Here is a 21,700-nt window from a genome sequence, read left to right on the forward strand (position 1 = left end):
GTGTCGCCTGGTTAGAAGACTGGTGTGTTGTCGCAGGCCGGACCGAAACACATCGGGATGGTCCTGTGATCGTGAACACCGTGTCGCGCGGCGCCGTAGTGCTGGATACTGCGGGCAGCCGCCTCCGGTGACCGGTGCCGGATGCGGTGAGCTGGAGGGGACGGTTCGCGTGAGCGAGATACCAGCGAAGGCCACGGAGTCCGAGGACCCGTCGGACGGCGCGATGACGAGGTCCACGGGTGAGGGCTCCGCCGAAGGGGCGCCGCCCGTGGACGCGATGTGGCAGAGCAACCCGCCCGGCTCCATCTACGACTACATAAAGGTCGCCTCGTTCTCCATCGGCCCCGACGGCCACGTCGACCAGTGGAGCCTGCGCGCCGAGCAGTTGTTCGGCATTCCCGCCGAGCGGGCCGTCGGCATGGACCCCATCGACGCGTTCATCGACTCCGATCTGCGCGAACAGGGCCAGCGGAAGATGGCCGAGATCCTCGACGGACGGGAGTGGACCGGCGTGGTCCCCTTCCGCCTGCCGGTCCCGCCGGACCGCGCGCCCGGCGACTACGGCGACCACGGCCACGGCGGGGCGGCCCACGCCCCCGCGGGCACGGACCTCGACCGCACCGGCACCGCCCTCGACCGCACCGGCACGGACCCCGGCCGGTCCGGTACGGGCGACGACCGCCGTCGCCCGGGCCCCCGCGTCGTGCGCGGGCTCGCCGAGGTGTACGTCATGCCCACCCGCACCGCGGAGGGCGACAAGGCCGCCGTCTGCATCGTCGTGGACGTCCGCACCCTGCGCAGCATCGAGACCGACCTCGCCGCCTCGCAGGCGATTTTCGGCCAATCCCCGTTCGGGTTCCTGCTGCTGGACCCCGACCTCCGGATCCGCCGCGCCAACCAGCGGTTCGCCTCCATCTTCGGCGGCACCCCCGACGACCACCGCGGCAAGGGCGTGCACGACTATCTGCCGCGCGCCGAGGCCGAACGCGTCACGGCGATCCTGCGCCGGGTCCTGAAGACCGGCGACTCCATCACCGATCTGCACGTCACCGGCCACGTGCCCGGCTCCGACGAACGCCGCCACTGGTCCATCAACCTCTACCGCGTGCACAGCGGCACCGGCCGGCCCATCGGCATCGCCTGGCTCGGCACCGACATCACCGCCCGCCGCGCCGCCGCCCGCGAGGCCGCCGCCGCCCGCCGCAACCTCGCCCTGCTCAACGAGGCCGGCGCCCGCATCGGCAACTCCCTGGACCTGGAGACCACCGCCCGGGAACTGCTCGACGTGGTGGTCCCCGGCTTCTGCGACCTGGCCACCGTCGATCTCTACCAGGGCCTGCTGACCGGCGACGAGGCCCCGCCCGGACTCGCCGACGGCAGCGCCGAACTGCGCCGCGTGGCCTTCGCCAGCGCCGTCTCCGGGGCGCCGCTGCCCGGCTCCGGCCCCCATGTGGAGGTCGGCGCCGTCCACCACTTCTCCTTCAACTCCCGCTGCGCGGACGCCCTGCGCACCGCCCGCCCGCAGCTCGTGCCCGGCGAGGAGGGCGGCCTCGTGCAGTCCACGCTCGCCGTCCCGATGGTCGCGCACGACACGGTCGTGGGGCTAGCGCAGTTCGCGCGGACCAAGGGCAGCGAACCGTTCGGCGACCGGGACCGCGCCCTCGCCGTGGAACTCGCCGCCCGCGCGGCCGTCTGCATCGACAACGCCCGCCTCTACCGGCGCGAGCACGAGCGGGCGTTGATACTGCAACGGTCCCTGCTCCCGCCCGGCGACCCGGAGGCCTCCGGCCTCGACATCGCCTGCCGCTACCTGCCCGGCAACGCCGCCACCGGCCGCCCCAGCGAGGTCGGCGGCGACTGGTTCGACGTCATCGAACTGCCCGGCCACCGCACCGCGTTGGTCGTCGGCGACGTGATGGGCCGCGGGCTGCGGGCCGCCGTCGCGATGGGCGAACTGCGCACCGCCGTCCGCACCCTCGCCCTGCTCGACCTCGAACCGGCCGAAGTGCTCTCCCAGTTGGACGAGATCGCCCGCGGCCTCGGAGCGCCCGGCGGGGTCCAGCAGGCCACCCGCGCGGCCCGCCGCCCCCGCGAGGCCGACCTGTCCGAGGTCTACCTCGCCACCTGCATCTACGCCGTCTACGACTCCGTCACCCGCAGGTGCACCTTCGCCAACGCCGGCCACCTCCCGCCCGTCCTGGTCGAACCCGGCGAGTCCGCGCTGATGCTGGACGTGCCGCCCGGCATGCCGCTCGGCGTCGGCGGCGAGCCCTTCGAGGAGGTCGAGGTCGAACTCCCCGAGGGCGCGCTGCTCGCCCTCTACACCGACGGCCTGGTCGAGTCCCGCGACCATCCGCTGGACGAGGGGCTGCAGGCGTTCGTCGGGGCGCTCGCCGACCAGAACCGGCCGCTGGAGGACGTGTGCGACCACGTCCTCAACACCCTCGGCAGCCACCACGGGGAGGACGACATCGCGCTGCTGATGGCCCGCGTGCAGGGGCTGCCCGCCGAGTCCGTCGGCGACTGGACGCTGCCGCGCGAGCCCCGCAGCGTCGGCCGCGCCCGCGAGTACGCCCGCTCCCAGCTGCTCGCCTGGGACTTGGAGCCGCTGGTGGACACCACCGAACTCCTGGTCAGCGAACTGGTCACCAACGCCCTGCGCTACGGCGAGGGCGAGATCCGCCTCCGGCTGCTGCTGGACCGCACGCTGGTGTGCGAGGTGTGGGACTCCGGGCTGGTGCAGCCGCGCCGCCGCCGCGCCCGCGACACCGACGAGGGCGGGCGCGGGCTCCAGCTCGTCGGCCTGCTCAGCGCCGCCTGGGGCTCGCGGCGCACCCCGCGCGGCAAGACGGTGTGGTTCGAACTCCCGCTGCCCGACAGCGGCAACGGGCTGATGGACCCGGCGGAGGCGTTGCTGAGCCTGTTCTGACCGGGGCCGCCGCGCCTTCGGCGGGGGCTGAGCGGTCGGTTCACTCGGTCGGTCCAGGTGGTCGGTCCAGGTGTGGTCGGTTCACTGGGTCGGTTCAGGCGGTCGGTTCACTGGGTCGGTTCAGGCGGTCGGTACGGCGCGGCGCTCCCGCGTCGCCGGGCCGCCGAAGGCGGGCGGGACGCCGGTGGGCAGGGCGACGGGGAGCAGGATGCCGCCGAGGACCGCCCCGGCGGTGCCGCTCGCCCGGGCGTCCAGGTCGGCGTACGGGTTCCCGCGGGCGCGTACGTCGTGTTCGGCCAGCTCACGGGCCTCGCGGGCCAGCGCGTCGGCGTGCAGATGGTCGGCGGGGGCCGGGGCGGCGAGGAGGCGTTCCGCCTCGGCGAGCAGGGTGCGGGCCGCGGCGCCCACCGCGCCCCGGTGCGTGGTGACGTAGCCGGCCGCCGCCGCGGTGGCGCTGCGCGCCGTGAGCAGGGCGGCGGCGGACAGGACGCCGGTGCGGCCCATCGCGAGCGGGGCCGCCGCCCGGACGACCCGGCGCAGCAGGTCCAGCGGATCGTACGGCCGTCCGGCGGTCAACTCCCCGCGCACCGAGGCCAGTACGGCGTCGGCGTGCAGGAGACGGGAGTGCGCCTCGCCGGCCGGCACGTCCGGCAGCCGGTCGGCCGCCCCGGCCCGTTCCGCCTCCGCGCCGGTGAGCGCGGCGGGGACGAGCGCGGCGGCCTCGTCCAGCTCGGCGGCGAGCCGGTCGACGCCGTCGAGGAACACCGCCGCCTGGGCCACCGCGCCCTCGGCGGCGCGGAGATGGGCCACGGCCGCGGGTGCGCCGCCCGAGTCGATCGCCTGGCGGGCCTGGTTGAGGCGGGCCGTGGCGAACACCAGCCGGTCCTTGGCCTGTTCCACGTCGCCCGTGACGTGCTCGGTCGCGGAGGGGGCGTAGCGCTCGGTGAGCGCGGTCAGGCGCGTCTCGGTCGCCGGGGTGCGCGCGGCCAGCTCGCGGAACCGGGCCTCCGCGAGGTGCAGGGCCGCGCTCGGGTCCCGGTCCAGGGCGCGCAGCCGGTCGAACCCGTCGGCCGCGGCGTCCAGCAGCCGGCCCGCCTCCTCGCACCGCCCGGCCATGCCGGTCAGCGCCTGCCGCCGGGCCGCCGGGTCGCCCGGCAGACCGTGGTCGTAGCGCAGGCGCAGCGCGAAGGCGGCGGCCAGTTCCGTCTCGGCCCGCCGTACGGCCCGCTCGTACGGCGCCACGGGCTCGGCGCCGAACTGCGCCTCGGCGCAGGCGAGTTCCTCGCGGGAGGTGCGCAGGCAGTCGTCCGTCCCGACGAGCGCGTCCCGGGCCCGTTCGTCCAGGGCGGCCTCCGGCGGGTGTCCGGGCGGCGGCGGGGCCGGGCCGCCGGCCGGGGTGGTGCGGGTGCGCGCGCGGCGGGTGCGGCGCAGGTAGCCGTACCCGGCGAGGACGCCGGCCGCGCCGACCGCGACGAGCGGCAGGACGAGGTCGGTGCCCGACGTCTCGTCCTGCGGCGGTGCGGTGACGCCGTGCGGCGGGCCGGCCCGGGGGAGCGCGGCGGCTGCAACCGCGGTGCCGCTGTTGATCGTCATCACCGGAAGCGTCGGCCCCACGAGCAACAAGGCGCACGTCGCCCGCACGGTCCAGTGCGGTGCGGCGCGCCGCTGCCGGGGCGCCGGGGGCGGGGATGACGTCACATTCGGGAGCGTATGACCGCCCGGGCGGCCCCGCGACCGGTGCTGCGTCAGTGGTGGGGCGGGCGGGGCCAGGACGACGCGAAGGGGAGACGGAATGCCACCCACACCACACGGAGACCCGACCCCACCGCGCCGAACCCCGGACACGACGTCCCCCCGAGACCTGACCGCGGCCTCATCCTTCGGCCCGCGCCCGAAGCCGGGCGGGGACCCGTCCTCCGCCCCGGACCCGGGTGCGGTTCCTGGCCCCGGCCCCGGCCCGAAGCCGGGCGACACCCCGGAGAAGCCCGTCCCGCAGGAGCCGGACCCGCAGGAGCAGGACCGGCAGGCGACGGGCCCGCAGGAGCCAGCCCTGGAGGCGTCGGACCCGCAGGGACCGGCCCCAGATGCGGCGGGTCCGGAGGCGCCGGACCCGCAGGGCTCCGCCCAGGGTGCGGCGGACCCGGAGGCGCCGGATCCCCGGGCGGCGGGGGCGGGGCAGCGGTCCCGGCGCCGTCGGCGCTGGGTGCGGCGGGGGGTCGTCGTGCTGGTGTTGCTGTTGCTCGTGCCGTTGCTCGGCGCCGAGGCCGCGCTTCGTGTGAACTACTCCGGGGACCCCGCCGACGGGACCTACACCCGCGGCCAGGACGCGATCTGGCTCGGGCACGCCTGGGTGGACGGGCGCAAGACCGACGCCGACGTGACCGCCCTGGCCGAGCGGCTGCGCGGCACCGGCATCCGCGACCTCTACGTGCACACCGGACCCCTGGAGCACGACGGCACGCTGCCCGAGTCCGTGTATCCGAAGGCCGGTTGGTTCATAGCCGCCGTGCACCGGGCGCTGCCCGGCGTCCGCGTGCAGGCCTGGCTCGGCGATGTGCTGGCCAGCGAGTCACCGGACGGGCTGCGCCTGGAGCGGGCGCGCACCCGGGCCGCCGTGGTGGCCTCCGCCCGCGAGGTCCTGGCCGCCGGCTACGAGGGCGCCCACTTCGACCTGGAGCCGTTGCACTCCGGCGACCGGAACTATCTCGGCCTCCTCGACGACCTGCGCGCCGTCACCCGTGCGCACGGCGCCCTCCTGTCCGTCGCCTCCCACCAGATCGACCCGCTCCCGGCGTTCCACTCCGTGTGGGGCACCCTCACCAACCACCCCAAGTGGTGGTCGCAGGCGTACTTCGGCGAGGTCGCCCGCCGCGTCGACCAGATCGCCGTGATGTCGTACGACACCATGCAGCCGCTGCAGAGCCTGTACGGCGGTTACGTCGCCCAGCAGACCTCGCTCGCCCTGGAGGTCACCCCGCCCGGCACCCAGCTGCTGATGGGCCTGCCCTTCTACCACGAGAACAAGTTCGGCCATCAGGCGCACGCCGAGACCGTGCCGGCCGCCGTCCGGGGCGTCCGCCTCGGCCTGTCCCGCACCGACGCCGACCGCGCCCGGTTCGGCGTCGCGCTGTACGTCGACTTCGCGGCCACGGAGGCCGACTGGACCGCGTACCGCGAGGACTGGGTGCATCGGTAGGGTCCCGCTGCACCACCCGCAGCACCCCCCACTGCTCCCCCCGCTGCTCCACCCGGGTGACCTTCCGTGCCCCCCTCGCCGTGTCGCCCCCGTCTGGCGAACCCTTTCCTCTTCAGTGGGCCGTAGATCTGCGTAGATCTGATCAACACCAAATACCGCCAAACGTGAACGAACCCCACCCAAGTCCACCGGCGGGGGAGCGGGCCTCGGAGGTAGCAGGGATGTCGTACGACGGTGTCGGACCACGGGCGGTCATGCGCTCGGTCGCCTTCCTGACCGCGGGCGCCCTCGCCGTGCCCCTGCTGGCCGGATGCTCCTCCGACGACGAGGGCAGCAAGCCGCTCGCCGGGCAGGACATCGGGTCGGCCAAGCGGCAGGACATCGCCGACGGCGGCACCCTGCGGTGGGCGGTGGACGAGATGCCGCAGACGCTGAACACCTTCCAGGCGGACGCCGACGCCGGCACCACCCGGATCGCGCAGGCCGTCCTGCCGGCCATGTTCCGCATCGACGCGAGCGGCCGCCCGCAGCGCGACGCCGACTTCCTCGACTCCGCCCGCGTGGTGGAGACCGAGCCCAAGCAGGTCGTCGTCTACCGGCTCAACCAGCAGGCCGTCTGGAGCGACGGCCGCGAGATCGGCGCGGCCGACTTCGCCGCCCAGTGGCGCGCCCTGTCCGGCAAGGACTCCGCGTACTGGACCGCGCGCAACGCCGGCTACGACCGCATCGAGAAGGTCGAGCGCGGCGCCAACGACCTGGAGGTGCGCGTCACCTTCGCGCGCCCCTACGCCGACTGGAAGTCGCTGTTCTCCCCGCTGTACCCGAAGGACGTCACCGGCACCGCGAACTCCTTCAACGACGGCGCCCGCCGAAAGCTCAAGGTCAGCGCCGGTCCGTTCACCGTGCAGAAGATCGACACCAAGGACAAGGACGTCGTCCTCGCCCGCAACCCCCGCTGGTGGGGCCACCCCGCCAAGCTCTCCGAGATCGTGCTGCACGAGGTGCCCCGCGACAAGCGCGCCGCCGCCCTCGCCGACGGCACGGTGGACGTGGCCGACATCGACCCCGGCGACGCCGACCGCATCGCCCAGGCCGCCGGCAGCCAGGGCAGCTCGCCCTTCAAGGGACCGGCCGGCGGCCGCACCGCCGCCAAGGCCCTGCGCTCCTGGGCCCTGCTCCACGGCTCCGACGAGAAGGCCGCCGACCGCGAGCGCCGCGCCGTGGCGGAGGGCCGGGGCACGCTCGGCGCCTATCTGAAGCAGCAGGACGGGCTGCGCCGGTTCCAGGTGCGCAAGTCGCTGGAGCCCGCCTACACCCAGCTCGCCCTCAACGGCGCGGGCGGCCCGCTCGCCGACGAACGCGTCCGGCACGCGGTGGCCCACGCCCTGGACCGCCAGCAGATCGCCGACCTGGTCCTCAAGCCGCTCGGCCTGCCCGCGGTTCCCGTCGGCAGCCACCTCGCGCTGTCCGGCCAGGACGCCTACGCCGACAACAGCGACGCGCTCGGCGGCCAGGACGCGGCCCAGGCGCAGGCCCTGCTCACGGACGCCGGCTGGGTGCACGGCGCGGTCAAGGACCAGAAGAAGGGCGACAAGGCGGCCGGCGCCGAACGCGACAAGGGCGAGGACGGCCCGGACGCCGCCGCCGGGGACGGCACGTACATCGTCGGCGTCGACGACGACGTGGAGCACAACGGCGACGGCAAGGGCCGCGCCGAGAGCGACCGCGGGAAGCCCGGCGGCCAGGAGAGCGCCGAGGACCACGCCGGACAGCACGCCGGGGACGGCAGCGGCGCCCAGCAGCTCGCCCAGGACGGCAAGCAGTACGCCAGGGACCGCCTCACCCAGGGCGGCGCGCCCGGCGCCTACGCCCCCAAGGGCACCGCCGCGCCGGCCGGCACCATGGCCGGACCGCTGGCCAAGGACGGCAAGCCGCTCACGCTCCGCTTCGTCCTGCCCTCGGGCCCCGGCTCGGACACGCTGCGCAAGGTGGCGGACAAGATCACGGCGATGCTGAAGAAGGTCGGCATCGGCACGGAGATCACCAAGGTCTCCGAGGACAGCTACTTCCGCGACCACATCGCCTCGGGGCAGTTCGACCTCGCCCTGTACTCGTGGCCGGCCTCCGCCTACCCGGCCACCGACGCCCGCCCCGTCTACGCCAAGCCCGCCCCGGCCGCCGACGGCTCCCTCAACGTCCAGCAGAACTACACCCGGGTCGGCACCGACCAGGTCGACCAGCTCTTCGACCAGGCCATCGCCACCCTGGACGAGGACCAGGAGCGGGACCTGATCCGCAAGGCGGACTCCCGTATCTGGGCCGCGGCCGGTTCCATCCCGCTCTACCAGCGCCCCCAGCTCGTCGCCACCCGCACCGACCTGGCCAACGTGGGCGCCTTCGGCTTCCAGACCCCGGTCTACGAGGACATGGGCTTCCTGAAGAAGGGCGCGAAGCCGGCGCCGAAGTAGCCGCCCTCCGGCACCCGCCGCCGAAGCAGCCGCCCTCCGGCATCCGCCGCCGAAGCAGCCGCCCCGCCCCGGCGACCAGGGGGGCGACCGGCGCCGGATACCGGATACCGGACACGGAAAACGCCGCCCGCGGAGACTCGGACGTCTCCACGGGCGGCGTTCCCGTCAGTACCTCAGCCGCGCGTCAGCGCACGGCCGGCACCTCAGCCGTGCCCCGGCCTCAGCCGTGCCCCGGCCTCAGCCGTGCTTCGCGCGGCTCGCCGCGCGGGCGCGCTCGCGGGCGTCCAGGTTCACCTTGCGGATGCGCACGGCCTCCGGGGTGACCTCGACGCACTCGTCGTCGCGGCAGAACTCCAGGGACTGCTCCAGGGAGAGCTTGCGCGGCGGGACGATCGACTCGGCCACGTCGGCGGTCGAGGACCGCATGTTGGTGAGCTTCTTCTCCTTGGTGATGTTGACGTCCATGTCGTCGGAGCGGCTGTTCTCGCCGACGATCATGCCCTCGTACACCTCGGTGCCCGGCTCCACGAAGAGGACGCCGCGCTCCTGGAGGTTGGTCATCGCGAACGCGGTGACCGTGCCGGCGCGGTCGGCGACCAGGGAGCCGTTGTTACGGGTCTGCAGGGTGCCGAACCAGGGCTCGTGGCCCTCGTGGATGGAGTGGCCGATGCCGGTGCCGCGGGTCTGGGTCAGGAACTCGGTGCGGAAGCCGATCAGACCGCGCGAGGGCACCACGAACTCCATGCGGACCCAGCCCGAGCCGTGGTTGGACATGTTGTCCATCCGGCCCTTGCGGACGCCCATGAGCTGCGTGACCGCGCCCATGTGCTCCTCGGGGACGTCGATCGTCATGCGCTCGACGGGCTCGTGGACCTTGCCGTCGATCTCCTTGGTGACCACCTGCGGCTTGCCGACGGTCAGCTCGTAGCCCTCGCGGCGCATCTGCTCGACCAGGATGGCCAGCGCCAGCTCACCGCGGCCCTGCACCTCCCAGGCGTCGGGGCGCTCGGTGTCGAGGACGCGCAGCGAGACGTTGCCGATCAGCTCGCGGTCGAGACGGTCCTTGACCTGGCGGGCGGTGACCTTGCGGTCCTTGACGGCCGCCTTGGCGTCCGCGCCCTTGCCGGTGCCGCCGCGGCCGACCAGCGGGGAGGTGTTGGTGCCGATGACCATGGAGATCGCGGGCTCGTCGACCGTGATCAGCGGCAGCGGGACCGGGTTCTCCGGGTCGGCGAGGGTCTCGCCGATCATGATGTCCGGGATGCCGGCGACCGCGCAGATGTCACCCGGACCGGCCTTCTCGGCGGGCTTGCGGGTCAGCGCCTCGGTCATCATCAGCTCGGAGATGCGCACGTTGCTGATCGAGCCGTCGCGCTTGATCCACGCGACCGTCTGGCCCTTGCGCAGCTCGCCCTGCTCCACGCGCAGCAGCGCGATACGGCCGAGGAAGTTGTCCGCGTCGAGGTTGGTGACGTGGGCCTGGAGCGGCAGTTCCTCGTCGTAGGTGGGGGCCGGGATGTGCTCCAGGATGGTGGAGAAGAACGGCTCCAGGCTGTCGGAGTCGGCCGGCACCGTGCCGTTCTCCGGCTTGGTGAGGGAGGCCACGCCGTCCCGGCCGCAGGCGTAGACGATCGGGAACTCGATCTGCTCCTCGTCCGCGTCCAGGTCGAGGAAGAGGTCGTACGTCTCGTTGACGACCTCGTCGATGCGGGCGTCGGGACGGTCCGTCTTGTTGATGCAGAGGATGACGGGGAGGCGGGCCTGGAGGGCCTTGCGCAGCACGAAGCGGGTCTGCGGCAGCGGGCCCTCGGAGGCGTCGACGAGCAGCACGACACCGTCGACCATCGACAGACCGCGCTCGACCTCGCCGCCGAAGTCGGCGTGGCCGGGGGTGTCGATGATGTTGATCGTGATCGGGTCCCCGCCGTCCTTGGGGTGGTACTTCACCGCCGTGTTCTTGGCGAGGATCGTGATGCCCTTCTCACGCTCCAGGTCGTTCGAGTCCATCATGCGATCGTCGACCGAGTCGAGCTGGTGCGCGGCGAAGGCGCCGGCCTGCTTGAGCATCCCGTCGACGATGGTCGTCTTGCCGTGGTCGACGTGGGCGACGATGGCTACGTTTCGAATGTCGTGGCGCGTGGCCATAGTGAGGCGTACTCCCGGAGTGTGCGGACGGCTGCGCGTACGTCCTCGGTACACGCGCCCTGCCGGGCTGAACACGCCACGGCCTCACCCCATGGTACGGGGTGCCCCCGAGGTGCCGCCTGCGCGCGCCTGTCGGCAAGATCACCGAGGTCTCGCGGCGTCCCCCTTTATAGGGAGGGCCGCGCGGCTTTATAGGGGGGCCGTGCGACTCGGCCGCCTCTTCTCCCATGTCCCGGCCACTTCCCCCGCTGATGGCGTGATCGCGTCCCAGGCGCGGTGAGTGATCGCATCCGCGACGATCACGGACGGGGCGGAGACAGGGGCATAGAGGGTTTTCCCTAGGGAACGGGTGTGAGCCCCATGTATGGCCGCAGACGCCACTTCACGGCGGTACGGTTGGCCGGATATGGGCGACCTACGGGCTCACTCTGCCCCGGTTTGCCTGGCTCACGCCGTCGAGGAAGCACTCTCCGTCGCCGAGCGCAACTGATATCCCTTCAGCGTGTCCGCTATTCGGACACCGGACTCCGATACTTGTGTAACAAGTCCGTTTCGCAGGCATCTTTCGCGAAACCGTTTGTCCGGATTTTGGAAGAAGTAGACGTCAGGTGTGATCGAAACGAGACCAAATGACTGTGGTCTGTCAGTGAGGCGATGGCAGATAGTTAGGCGCGTAGAGCTCGGGTCGACGAGTCACGCGCCGCAGGAGGCGCCGGCTCACGAGCGTTGCGGGTGCACTTGACCTTCCCCGTTCTTCATGTCCGTGGGATGTCGCGTGTTCCCTCTTGTGGTGAACATAAGGACTCAGAGGAGGAACCCATGCGTGGTGCCAGCAGCGCCAAGTGGGTCGCGGGTGCGATCGTCATAGCCCTGGCGGCGACCGCCTGCGGAGGCGGCGACGACGATGGCGGCAGCAAGGGATCCGGCAAGGCCGGTGGCACCTTCCGGATGGGCATCACGGAGCCGGTGGCCATCGACCCGTACAACGCCCAGGAGTCCGAGGGCATCCTGGTCACGGACAACCTTTTCACGGGTCTGTACGAGCCGACCGCCGACGGCAAGGTCAACCCGGCGCTGGCCACGTCGAAGAAGGTCAGCAAGGACGGCAAGACCTGGACCTTCACCATCAAGAAGGGCACCAAGTTCTCCAACGGCGAGGCCGTTGACGCCGAGTCCTTCATCCGCGGCTGGAACCGCGTCGCGGTGAAGACCGCCGCGTCCGACGTGGCGTACCACATGGCCGGCATCGAGGGCTTCGCCGACGTGCAGTCCGGCAAGGCGAAGACCATGACCGGTCTGACCGCCCCGGACCCGTACACCCTTCAGGTGAAGCTGTCCGCCCCGGACTTCGAGTTCTACATCAAGACCACGCACACGGTCTTCAGCCCCGTCCCGAAGGTCGCGGGCGACGCCAAGAACAAGGCGTACAACGAAGCCCCTATCGGCAACGGCCCGTTCAAGATGCAGGGCAAGTGGGAGCACAACAAGTCGATCACGCTCGTCCGCAACGACGACTACGGCCTGACCAAGGCCCACCTGGACAAGGTGCAGATCGACATCCTGAACTCCGCCAACGGCGTCACGCTGGAGTACCAGGGCTTCGAGTCGGGCCAGTACGACTGGGCCCGTATGCCCACCCCGCAGCTGCCGGCCGCCAAGGCCAAGTACGAGCCCCAGGGCGAGTGGATCCAGACCGACACGAACGGGATGAACTACCTCCTCCCGATCACCGACAACGGTCCGCTCAAGAGCGCCAAGGCCCGTGAGGCGGTCTCCTACGCGATCGACCGCGACGCCATCATCAAGGGCGTCTTCCAGGGCATGTACACCAAGTCGACGACGATCCTTCCGCCCGTCTTCACCGACGTGTACCAGAAGGACCTGTGCACCTCCTGCATCAAGCAGGACAAGGCCAAGGCCAAGCAGCTCGCCGCCGAGGCCGGCCTGAAGCCGGGCACCACCATCGAGGTCGCCTACAACACCGGCGCCGGCCACGAGGAGTGGATCCAGGCCGTCAAGCAGCAGCTCGAGCAGGTCCTCGGCGTCAAGGTGAAGTCGACCGGCAAGCCGTTCGCCGAGCTGCTCGCCGACCAGCAGAAGCCGGGCGCGACGGGCATGTACCGCTTCGCCTGGGGCGCCGACTACCCGACGCCGGACAACTTCCTGTACCCGCTGCTGGACACCGCGTCCATCAACAAGGACGAGAACGGCAAGGTCACCGGCGACAACCGCGGCCGCTACAGCAACAAGAAGTTCGACGACCTGCTCGCCCAGGCCCGCGCCACCGAGGACCAGGCCGGCCGCAACGCGATCTACAAGCAGGCCGAGAAGGTCGCCATGGACGACGTGGCGCTGATCCCGCTGTGGAACCGCACCCAGCTGCGTCTCGCCAACACCAAGAAGTTCGACGGTCTGAAGATGGACTTCCACGAGGACCCGAACCTGTCCGAGATCACCATGAAGTAACGGGTCGCCGCGCCCCGCGCGGCATCCGGCAACCGGGGGTCGCGGGGTCCGAGCAGACGCTCGGACGCCGCGACCCTCGACGACCGTCGGGAGCGGTGTGATCCACCGCTCCCGCCCCCCACCCCACCCCCACATTCCGGGGCGAGGGAGCTGCTGTGGAAGAGGCAGCGAGGCAGAGAGGCAGTCATGGGAAGGTATGTGGTCCGCAGGCTGGGCCAGTTGGTCATCGTCGTGCTCGGCGCGACGATGGTTCTGTTCGCCTGCCTGTTCGTGCTCCCGGGCGACCCGGTGGGCCAGATCGCGGGCAGTGACAAGGCGCGCGACCCGGCCGTCATCGAACAGCTGCACAAGCAGTACGGGCTCGACAAGCCGCTGGTCGTCCAGTACGGCACCTACGTCGGCAAGCTCGTCACCGGCGATCTCGGAACGGACTACACGCAGAGCCGTCCGGTCACCGAGATCCTCGGCCCGAAGCTGGAGAACACCGCCAAGCTGGCGGTCGCGGCGATCGTCATCGACATCGTCATCGGCATCTCGGTCGGTGTCCTCGCCGCCATGCGCAGATACTCGATCTGGGACGTGTCGGCGACCTTCATCACGACCCTGGCCATCGGCGTGCCCTCGATCGTGCTCGGCATGATCATGCAGCGTGTGTTCGTCATCGAGCTGGACTGGTTCCCGCTCATCGCGGGCGACAGCTTCGAGGGCATCATCCTGCCGGCCTTCACCCTCGCCATCATCGACGCGGCCCTGGTCGCCCAGCTCGCCCGCAGCACCATGCTGGAGGTGCTGCGCGCCGACTACGTCAAGACGGCGGTCGCCAAGGGCCTCCCGCGCCGTACCGTCCTGACCCGGCACATCATGCGCAACTCGGTCATCCCGGTGGTCACCTACCTGGGCATCTCCTTCGGAACCCTGCTCGGCGGCGCGATCATCACAGAGACGATCTTCAACTGGAACGGCATCGGTCTCGCGCTCATCCAGGCGATCCAGCAGAACAACAACCCCATCATCGTGGGTGTGGTCACGATCAGCGTGGCGGTCTTCGTCGTGCTGAACCTGGTCGTCGACCTGCTGTACGCCGCCCTTGACCCGCGTATCCGCCTTGCCTGACCCGCAGGGTCGTTCCCCTCTAGGAGTCACACAATGACCGAACTCGTCTCGGGCACGGGCGAGCCGACGGCGGCCGGTCCCGTCCCGGCGGCCCCGGGCGCCGAACCCAGCGTCGCCAGGGTCAGCCAGTGGACCGACATCCGGCACCGCTTCTTCGCCAACAAGCTCGCCGTGGTGGGCTTGGTGATCATCTTCCTGCTCGTCCTGGTGGCCCTCTTCGCGCCGCTGCTGGCCCCGCACGACCCGCTCAAGCAGGACCTCACGCAGACCCTGCAGTCGCCGGGCAGCGCGCACTGGCTGGGCACCGACGCCCTCGGCCGCGACCAGCTGTCCCGCCTCATCTACGGCAGCCGCATCGCGGTGATCGTGGGTCTGGCCTCCATCCTGGTCGCCGTCGTCATCGGCGTGGCGCTGGGCGCCCTGGCCGGCTACTACGGCCGCTGGGTGGACACCGTGATCATGCGCGTCGCGGACGTCTTCTTCGCCTTCCCGCTGCTGATCGGCGCCATCGTCATCATCCTGCTGATGGGCCGCGGTGTGCTGCCCGTCGTGCTCTCGCTGGCCATCTTCTCGTGGGCGACCTTCGCCCGGCTGCTGCGCAGCCAGGTCCTGTCGGTGCGTGAGATGGACTACGTCCACGCCGCCAAGGCGCTCGGCGCCGGCCAGGGCCGGATCATCCGCAAGCACATCCTGCCCAACTCGCTGACCTCGGTGCTGGTGTACGCCACCAGCAACGTCGGCATCGCGATCGTGGCCGAGGCGTCGCTGTCCTACCTGGGCGTCGGCGTCGACCCGGAGGTCGCCGAGTGGGGCAACATGATCTCCGCGGGCCGCAACTTCATGGGCGTCAAGGACTTCATGTGGACCTACCCGAGCCTCGCGATCGTCATCACCGCACTCGGCTTCATCCTGCTGGGCAACGGTCTGCGCGACGCGCTCGACCCGAAGATGCGGTGAGGCGCCGCCATGAGTCGAACCCCAGTGACCAAGCACGATGAAGGTGACGGCATGACCAGCCTGGAGATGGCTCCCACCAACGCCGGGGCGGACGGGGCCGCGCCGCTCCTCGAAGTCCGCGACCTGCACGTGGAGTTCGCGGTCCGCGACTCCGTGACCAAGGCGGTCAACGGCGTCAACTACAGCGTCAACGCGGGCGAGACGCTCGCGGTGCTCGGTGAGTCGGGCTCCGGCAAGTCCGTCACCGCGCAGGCGATCATGGGCATCCTCGACAGCCCGCCCGGACGGATCGCCAAGGGCGAGATCTTCTTCCAGGGCCAGGACATCCTGCGCCTGCCGGAGAACGAGCGGCGCAAGCTGCGCGGCGCCAAGATGGCGATGATCTTCCAGGACGCGCTGTCCTCGCTCAACCCGGTGCTCTCGGTGGGCTTCCAGCTCGGCGAGATGTTCCGCGCCCACCAGGGCATGTCCCGCAAGGACGCCAAGGCCAAGGCGATCGAGCTGATGGACCGGGTGCGCATCCCGGCCGCGGCCCAGCGCGTGGGCGACTACCCGCACCAGTTCTCGGGCGGTATGCGCCAGCGCATCATGATCGCGATGGCGCTGGCCCTGGAGCCGGACCTGATCATCGCCGACGAGCCGACCACGGCCCTCGACGTGACTGTCCAGGCCCAGGTGATGGACCTGCTCGCGGAGCTGCAGCGCGAGTACAACATGGGCCTGATCCTGATCACCCACGACCTCGGCGTCGTCGCCGACGTGGCCGACAAGATCGCGGTCATGTACGCCGGCCGGATCGTCGAGACGGCTCCCGTGCACGAGCTGTACAAGCGGCCCGCGCACCCCTACACCAAGGGTCTGCTGGAGTCGATCCCGCGCCTGGACCACAAGGGCCAGGAGCTGTACGCGATCAAGGGTCTGCCGCCCAACCTCCAGGCGATCCCGCCGGGCTGCGCGTTCAACCCGCGCTGCACCATGGCGCAGGACGTCTGCCGCACCGACGTACCGCCGCTGGTGCCGGTGACCGAGCTGGACGGCACGGAGCTGCCCGGCCGTCACTCCGCATGCCACTTCTGGAAGGAGACGATCCATGGCTGAGCCGACGAAGCTCGCGAAGGACGACGAGCCCAAGGACGACGCCACGCCGAACGTCTCCAAGGTGGAAACCGTGAAGGTGGCCTCCGAGGAGGAGGCCGTCGAGGTGCTGGACGCCCCGGCGCAGCGCGGCGAGCCGGTCCTTCAGGTGCGCAACCTGGTCAAGCACTTCCCGCTGACCCAGGGCATCCTGTTCAAGAAGCAGATCGGCGCGGTCAAGGCCGTCGACGGCATCTCCTTCGACCTGTACCAGGGCGAGACCTTGGGCATCGTGGGCGAGTCCGGCTGCGGCAAGTCCACGGTGGCCAAGCTCCTGATGAACCTGGAGCAGGCGACCGCCGGCGAGATCTTCTACAAGGGCCAGGACATCACCAAGCTGTCCGGGCGGGCCCTGAAGGCCGTGCGCCGCAACATCCAGATGGTGTTCCAGGACCCGTACACCTCGCTCAACCCGCGCATGACGGTGGGCGACATCATCGGCGAGCCCTTCGACATCCACCCCGAGGTGGCCCCGAAGGGCGACCGTCGGCGCCGGGTGCAGGAGCTGCTGGACGTCGTCGGTCTGAACCCGGAGTACATCAACCGCTACCCGCACCAGTTCTCCGGCGGTCAGCGCCAGCGCATCGGCATCGCCCGCGGCCTCGCGCTCAACCCCGAGATCATCATCTGCGACGAGCCCGTCTCGGCGCTGGACGTGTCGGTGCAGGCGCAGGTCATCAACCTGATGGAGCGGCTGCAGGACGAGTTCAACCTGTCGTACATCTTCATCGCGCACGACCTGTCGATCGTCCGGCACATCTCCGACCGGGTCGGCGTGATGTACCTGGGCAAGATGGCCGAGATCGGCACCGACCAGCAGATCTACGACCACCCGACGCACCCCTACACCCAGGCGCTGCTGTCGGCGGTCCCGGTGCCGGACCCGGACGCCCGCGACCACCGCGAGCGGATCATCCTCACCGGCGACGTGCCCTCCCCGGCCAACCCGCCCTCGGGCTGCCGCTTCCGCACCCGTTGCTGGAAGGCCGAGGACAAGTGCGCCAAGGAGGTCCCGCTGCTGGCGGTGCCCGAGCGCTTCAAGGGCGTGGACACGCCGGCGGCCCACGAGTCGGCCTGCCACTTCGCCGAGGAGAAGGACGTCGTCGGCGCGGCGTAGTCCCAGCGGTTCCCCTTCCGGTTCCCGGCGTCTTCCCGAAGGCGCCGGGAACCGGCGTTTTTCCGGCCGCGCACACCCACGGCACGCACACGCGCACGGCACGCGCGCACCCACGGCACACACGAAGGACGGGCGGATGCTGCACCACGTCGAACTCTGGGTCCCCGACCTGTCCCGGGCGGTCCGCTCCTGGGGCTGGCTGCTCGGCCGGCTCGGCCATGTGCCGTACCAGGAATGGGAGCACGGCCGCAGCTGGCGGCACGGCGTCACCTATCTGGTCCTCGAACAGTCGCCCGCGATGAGCGGGGGCGGCCACGACCGGACGCGGCCGGGCCTGAACCACCTCGCCTTCCACGCGGGCGGCCGCGCGGACGTGGACGCGCTGATGCGGGACGCGCCCGCGCACGGCTGGTCGCCCCTGTTCGCCGACCGCTACCCGCACGCGGGCGGCCCGCGGCACTACGCGGGCTACCTCACCGACACCGACGGGTACGAGGTGGAGCTGGTGGCCGCCGAACAGGGCGCCTGATCCGGCGCTGCGCCGTACGGCTCAAGCGAGGGCGTGCCGCGGTGCGGCACACGTGCGATATGCGGCTTGTCTGTTGATATGAGGACAGGTCTGTCACCGCACCCCAGGAGGCGCCCATGCGTGGCCGTACGCGCGTGCAGTGGGCCCTGGCCGTGGCGGTCGCCGTCCTGCCGCTCGCCGCCTGCACGAGCGGCGCGGGAGCCGCCGGGGGCAGCGTCCTCTCCTCCTCCTGGGGCGACCCGCAGAACCCGCTGGAGCCGTCCAACACCAACGAGGTGCAGGGCGGCAAGGTCCTCGACATGATCTTCCGCGGCCTCAAGCGGTACAACCCCCGCACCGGCCGCGCCGAGAACATGCTCGCCGAGCGCATCGACACCACCGACTCGCGCACCTACCACGTCACCGTCAAGGACGGCTGGACCTTCAGCAACGGCGAACCCGTCACCGCCCGCTCCTTCGTCGACGCCTGGAACTACGGCGCGAGCCTGAGGAACAACCAGAAGAACGCCTACTTCTTCGGCTACATCGAGGGCTACGACAAGGTCCACCCCGACAGCGGGAAGCAGACCGCCGACACCCTCTCCGGCCTGAAGGTCACCGGCCCGCGCACCTTCACCGTCACCCTCGGCCAGAAGTTCTCCACCTTCCCCGACACCCTCGGCTACGCCGCCTTCGCCCCGCTGCCCCGGGCGTTCTTCACCCACCACAAGGCCTGGCTGGACAAGCCGATCGGCAACGGCCCCTACACGGTGGAGTCGTACACCAAGGGCGCGCAGATGTACCTGAAGAAGTGGGCCGGCTACCCCGGCCCCGACAAGGCGCGCAACGACGGCGTGACCCTCATGGTCTACACCGACAGCAACACCGCCTACACCGACGTCCTGGCCGGCAACCTGGACCTCGCCGACGACATCCCCGCCGGCCAGCTCAAGAACGTCTCCTCCGATCTCGACGGCCGCTACATCAACACCCCGGCCGGCATCCTCCAGACCCTCGCCTTCCCCTTCTACGACAAGGCGTGGAACACCGAGGGCGCGCGCAAGGTCCGCACCGGGCTGTCCATGGCGATCAACCGCGCACAGATCACCAAGACCCTGTTCCGTAACACCCGCACCCCCGCCACCGACTGGACCTCGCCGGTGCTCGGCGAGGACGGCGGCTACCAGGCCGGGCTGTGCGGCGCCGCCTGCGAGTACCGGCCCGCCGAGGCGAAGAAGCTGGTCCAGGAGGGCGGCGGACTGCCCGGCGGCCAGGTGCGGATCACGTACAACGCGGACACCGGGTCGCACAAGGAGTGGGTGGACGCCGTGTGCAACTCCATCAACAACGCGCTGGGCGACGACCGGGCGTGCGTGGGCAATCCGGTCGGCACCTTCGCCGACTTCCGCAACCAGATCTCCCAGCACAAGATGCCCGGACCGTTCCGGGCCGGCTGGCAGATGGACTACCCGCTCATCCAGAACTTCCTCCAGCCGCTGTACTACACCGACGCCTCCTCCAACGACGGCAAGTGGTCGAACAAGCAGTTCGACGCGCTGGTGGACCGGGCCAACGCGGAGACCGGCCAGAAGGCCGCGATCGGGCTGTTCCAGCAGGCCGAGAAGGTCGTCCGGGACAACATGGCCGCCATCCCGCTCTGGTACCAGAACGGCAGCGCCGGCTACTCCGAGCGGCTGCGCAACGTGGCGCTCAACCCGTTCAGCGTCCCCGTCTACAACGAGATCGAGGTGGGCTGAGCCGCCATGGCACGCTATCTCGTCCGACGGCTCCTCCAGATGATCCCGGTGTTCGTCGGGGCCACCCTGCTGATCTTCCTGATGGTCAACGTCATGGGCGACCCCGTCGCGGGACTGTGCGGCGAACGCGCCTGCGACTCCGCCACCGCCGCCCAGCTGGAGCGGGAGTTCGGCCTCGACAAGCCGGTGTGGCAGCAGTACGCGACCTACATGGCCAACGTCTTCACCGGCGACTTCGGCACCGCCTTCAACGGCCAGCCCGTCACCGAGCTGATGGCCACCGCCTTCCCCGTCACCATCCGGCTCACCCTCGTCGCGATCGTCTTCGAGATCGTCATCGGCATCGCCCTCGGCGTCGTCACCGGACTGCGCCGCGGCCGTCCCGTCGACACGGCCGTCCTGCTCGGCACCCTCGTCGTCATCTCCGTGCCCACCTTCGTCACCGGCCTGCTGCTGCAACTGCTGCTCGGCGTGAAGTGGGGCTGGGTCCGGCCCTCGGTCTCCCCGCAGGCTCCGCTGGACGAGCTGATCCTGCCCGGCCTCGTCCTCGCCTCCGTCTCCCTCGCCTACGTCACCCGGCTCACCCGCACCTCCATCGCGGAGAACCGCCGCGCCGACTACGTCCGCACCGCCGTCGCCAAGGGTCTGCCCCGCCGCCGCGTCGTCGTCCGGCACCTGCTGCGCAACTCGCTGATCCCCGTGGTCACCTTCATCGGCACCGACATCGGGGCGCTGATGGGCGGCGCCATCGTCACCGAGCGCATCTTCAACATCCACGGCGTCGGCTACCAGCTCTACCAGGGCATCCTGCGTCAGAACACCCAGACCGTCGTCGGCTTCGTCACCGTCCTCGTGCTGGTCTTCCTGGTCGCCAACCTGCTCGTGGACCTCCTCTACGCCGTACTCGACCCGAGGATCCGCTATGCCTGACCAGCAGCAGCCCTACGAGCCCGAACGCGCCGTCGCGGGCACCGGCATGGGCGGCGGAATGGACCTGGCCGCCAGCGAGGCCGCCACCCTGGAGCCGGACCCGGAGCGGCCCGACGGCGCGAGGCCGCAGGACCGGCCCCGCTCGCTGTGGTCCGACGCCTGGCGCGACCTGCGCCGCAACCCCGTCTTCCTCGTCTCCGCGCTGGTGATCTGCTTCCTGGTCCTCATCGCGATCTGGCCCTCCCTGATCGCCCCCGGCAACCCGCTGAGCTGCGACCTGGCCAGGGCGCAGGACGGGCCGAGCCCCGGCCACCCGTTCGGCTTCGACGGGCAGGGCTGCGACGTGTACACCCGCACCGTCCACGGGGCCCGCGCCTCCGTCACGGTCGGCGTCTGCGCCACCCTCGGCGTCGCGGTCCTCGGCTCCGTGCTCGGCGCGCTCGCCGGGTTCTTCGGCGGCGGCTGGGACGCGGTGCTGTCCCGGATCACCGACGTCTTCTTCGCCATCCCGGTCGTCCTCGGCGGCCTGGTCCTGCTGTCGGTGGTCACCAGCAACACCGTCTGGCCGGTGGTCGGGTTCATCGTGCTGCTGGGCTGGCCGCAGATCTACCGCATCGCCCGCGGCTCGGTCATCACCGCCAAGCAGCACGACTACGTCCAGGCCGCCCGCGCCCTCGGCGCCTCCGACGCCCGGATCCTGCTGCGCCACATCGCGCCCAACGCCGTCGCCCCCGTGATCGTCGTCGCCACCATCGCGCTCGGCACGTACATCTCCCTGGAGGCGACCCTGTCCTACCTCGGCGTCGGACTGAAGCCGCCCAGCGTGTCCTGGGGCATCGAGATCTCCGCCGCCTCGCCCTACGTCCGCAACGCCCCGCACGCCCTGCTGTGGCCCGCCGGCGCGCTCGCGGTGACCGTGCTGGCGTTCATCATGCTCGGCGACGCGGTGCGCGACGCCCTCGACCCGAAGCTGAGGTGAG

The 21,700-nt window shown here is 71.1% G+C and carries 14 protein-coding genes; 12 read left to right on the plus strand and 2 right to left on the minus strand.

Annotation, left to right across the window (positions count from 1 at the left end):
• The first annotated feature begins 169 nt into the window (after positions 1–169).
• Entirely contained in the window at positions 170–2,929 is a 2,760-nt protein-coding gene (locus K7787_RS04535; RefSeq protein WP_223000569.1) for a SpoIIE family protein phosphatase, read from the plus strand.
• 120 nt (positions 2,930–3,049) lie between these two features.
• Here the strand turns inward: K7787_RS04535 and K7787_RS04540 are convergent, their stop codons facing one another.
• Entirely contained in the window at positions 3,050–4,522 is a 1,473-nt protein-coding gene (locus tag K7787_RS04540; protein WP_223000570.1) for a hypothetical protein, read from the minus strand.
• A gap of 457 nt (positions 4,523–4,979) precedes the next feature.
• Between K7787_RS04540 and K7787_RS04545 the strand changes: the two genes are divergently transcribed.
• Positions 4,980–6,125, plus strand: coding sequence for a glycoside hydrolase family 18 protein (locus K7787_RS04545; RefSeq protein WP_372456605.1), 1,146 nt, complete (start codon positions 4,980–4,982; stop codon positions 6,123–6,125).
• Positions 6,126–6,346: 221 nt separating this feature from the next.
• Positions 6,347–8,593, plus strand: a complete 2,247-nt coding sequence (locus K7787_RS04550; protein WP_223000571.1) for an ABC transporter family substrate-binding protein — start codon at positions 6,347–6,349, stop codon at positions 8,591–8,593.
• Between the two features lie 237 nt (positions 8,594–8,830).
• Here K7787_RS04550 and typA read toward each other — a convergent pair whose 3' ends face one another.
• On the minus strand, positions 8,831–10,738 hold the full coding sequence (gene typA / locus K7787_RS04555; RefSeq protein WP_019980270.1) for a translational GTPase TypA: 1,908 nt from the start codon (positions 10,736–10,738) through the stop codon (positions 8,831–8,833).
• Between the two features lie 819 nt (positions 10,739–11,557).
• Here typA and K7787_RS04560 point away from each other — a divergent pair.
• The 9 genes from K7787_RS04560 (at position 11,558) to K7787_RS04600 (ending at position 21,699) form a co-directional block, all read left to right on the plus strand.
• Positions 11,558–13,204 carry a peptide ABC transporter substrate-binding protein gene (locus K7787_RS04560; RefSeq protein ID WP_164393398.1) on the plus strand — a complete coding sequence of 549 codons (1,647 nt, stop codon included), beginning with the start codon at positions 11,558–11,560 and terminating at the stop codon, positions 13,202–13,204.
• A 186-nt stretch (positions 13,205–13,390) separates the two neighbouring features.
• Complete coding sequence (locus K7787_RS04565; protein ID WP_043261249.1) at positions 13,391–14,317, plus strand: ABC transporter permease; 927 nt, start codon at positions 13,391–13,393, stop codon at positions 14,315–14,317.
• A 33-nt stretch (positions 14,318–14,350) separates the two neighbouring features.
• Entirely contained in the window at positions 14,351–15,274 is a 924-nt protein-coding gene (locus K7787_RS04570; RefSeq protein WP_009190430.1) for an ABC transporter permease, read from the plus strand.
• Between the two features lie 51 nt (positions 15,275–15,325).
• On the plus strand, positions 15,326–16,372 hold the full coding sequence (locus K7787_RS04575; RefSeq protein WP_043261250.1) for an ABC transporter ATP-binding protein: 1,047 nt from the start codon (positions 15,326–15,328) through the stop codon (positions 16,370–16,372).
• Positions 16,365–17,525: an ABC transporter ATP-binding protein gene (locus K7787_RS04580; protein WP_164393400.1), complete on the plus strand. Its 1,161-nt coding sequence runs from the start codon at positions 16,365–16,367 to the stop codon at positions 17,523–17,525. Before K7787_RS04575 ends, K7787_RS04580 begins: the two co-directional genes overlap by 8 nt.
• Positions 17,526–17,661: 136 nt before the next feature.
• A complete protein-coding gene (locus K7787_RS04585) occupies positions 17,662–18,054 on the plus strand; it encodes a VOC family protein (RefSeq protein WP_223000572.1) in 393 nt (130 codons plus the stop codon).
• 116 nt (positions 18,055–18,170) lie between these two features.
• Entirely contained in the window at positions 18,171–19,790 is a 1,620-nt protein-coding gene (locus K7787_RS04590; protein ID WP_223000573.1) for a peptide ABC transporter substrate-binding protein, read from the plus strand.
• 6 nt (positions 19,791–19,796) lie between these two features.
• Positions 19,797–20,720, plus strand: coding sequence for an ABC transporter permease (locus K7787_RS04595; protein WP_223000574.1), 924 nt, complete (start codon positions 19,797–19,799; stop codon positions 20,718–20,720).
• Positions 20,713–21,699, plus strand: coding sequence for an ABC transporter permease (locus tag K7787_RS04600; protein ID WP_009190436.1), 987 nt, complete (start codon positions 20,713–20,715; stop codon positions 21,697–21,699). The genes K7787_RS04595 and K7787_RS04600 overlap by 8 nt, the downstream gene beginning before the upstream one ends.
• The last annotated feature ends 1 nt before the right edge of the window (position 21,700 follow it).

The sequence above is a fragment of the Streptomyces sennicomposti genome (assembly GCF_019890635.1).
Taxonomy (GTDB): Bacteria; Actinomycetota; Actinomycetes; order Streptomycetales; family Streptomycetaceae; genus Streptomyces; species Streptomyces sennicomposti.

Bases quoted from the DNA above. Each gene is read 5' to 3' on its own strand.
- K7787_RS04600 (WP_009190436.1), top strand. From the start codon at position 20,713: ATGCCTGACCAGCAGCAGCCCTACGAGCCCGAACGCGCCGTCGCGGGC.
- K7787_RS04590 (WP_223000573.1), top strand. From the start codon at position 18,171: ATGCGTGGCCGTACGCGCGTGCAGTGGGCCCTGGCCGTGGCGGTCGCC.
- K7787_RS04540 (WP_223000570.1), bottom strand. From the start codon at position 4,522: ATGACGATCAACAGCGGCACCGCGGTTGCAGCCGCCGCGCTCCCCCGG.
- K7787_RS04575 (WP_043261250.1), top strand. From the start codon at position 15,326: ATGACCAGCCTGGAGATGGCTCCCACCAACGCCGGGGCGGACGGGGCC.
- K7787_RS04565 (WP_043261249.1), top strand. From the start codon at position 13,391: ATGGGAAGGTATGTGGTCCGCAGGCTGGGCCAGTTGGTCATCGTCGTG.
- K7787_RS04585 (WP_223000572.1), top strand. From the start codon at position 17,662: ATGCTGCACCACGTCGAACTCTGGGTCCCCGACCTGTCCCGGGCGGTC.
- K7787_RS04570 (WP_009190430.1), top strand. From the start codon at position 14,351: ATGACCGAACTCGTCTCGGGCACGGGCGAGCCGACGGCGGCCGGTCCC.
- K7787_RS04550 (WP_223000571.1), top strand. From the start codon at position 6,347: ATGTCGTACGACGGTGTCGGACCACGGGCGGTCATGCGCTCGGTCGCC.
- K7787_RS04595 (WP_223000574.1), top strand. From the start codon at position 19,797: ATGGCACGCTATCTCGTCCGACGGCTCCTCCAGATGATCCCGGTGTTC.
- K7787_RS04580 (WP_164393400.1), top strand. From the start codon at position 16,365: ATGGCTGAGCCGACGAAGCTCGCGAAGGACGACGAGCCCAAGGACGAC.
- typA (WP_019980270.1), bottom strand. From the start codon at position 10,738: ATGGCCACGCGCCACGACATTCGAAACGTAGCCATCGTCGCCCACGTC.
- K7787_RS04560 (WP_164393398.1), top strand. From the start codon at position 11,558: ATGCGTGGTGCCAGCAGCGCCAAGTGGGTCGCGGGTGCGATCGTCATA.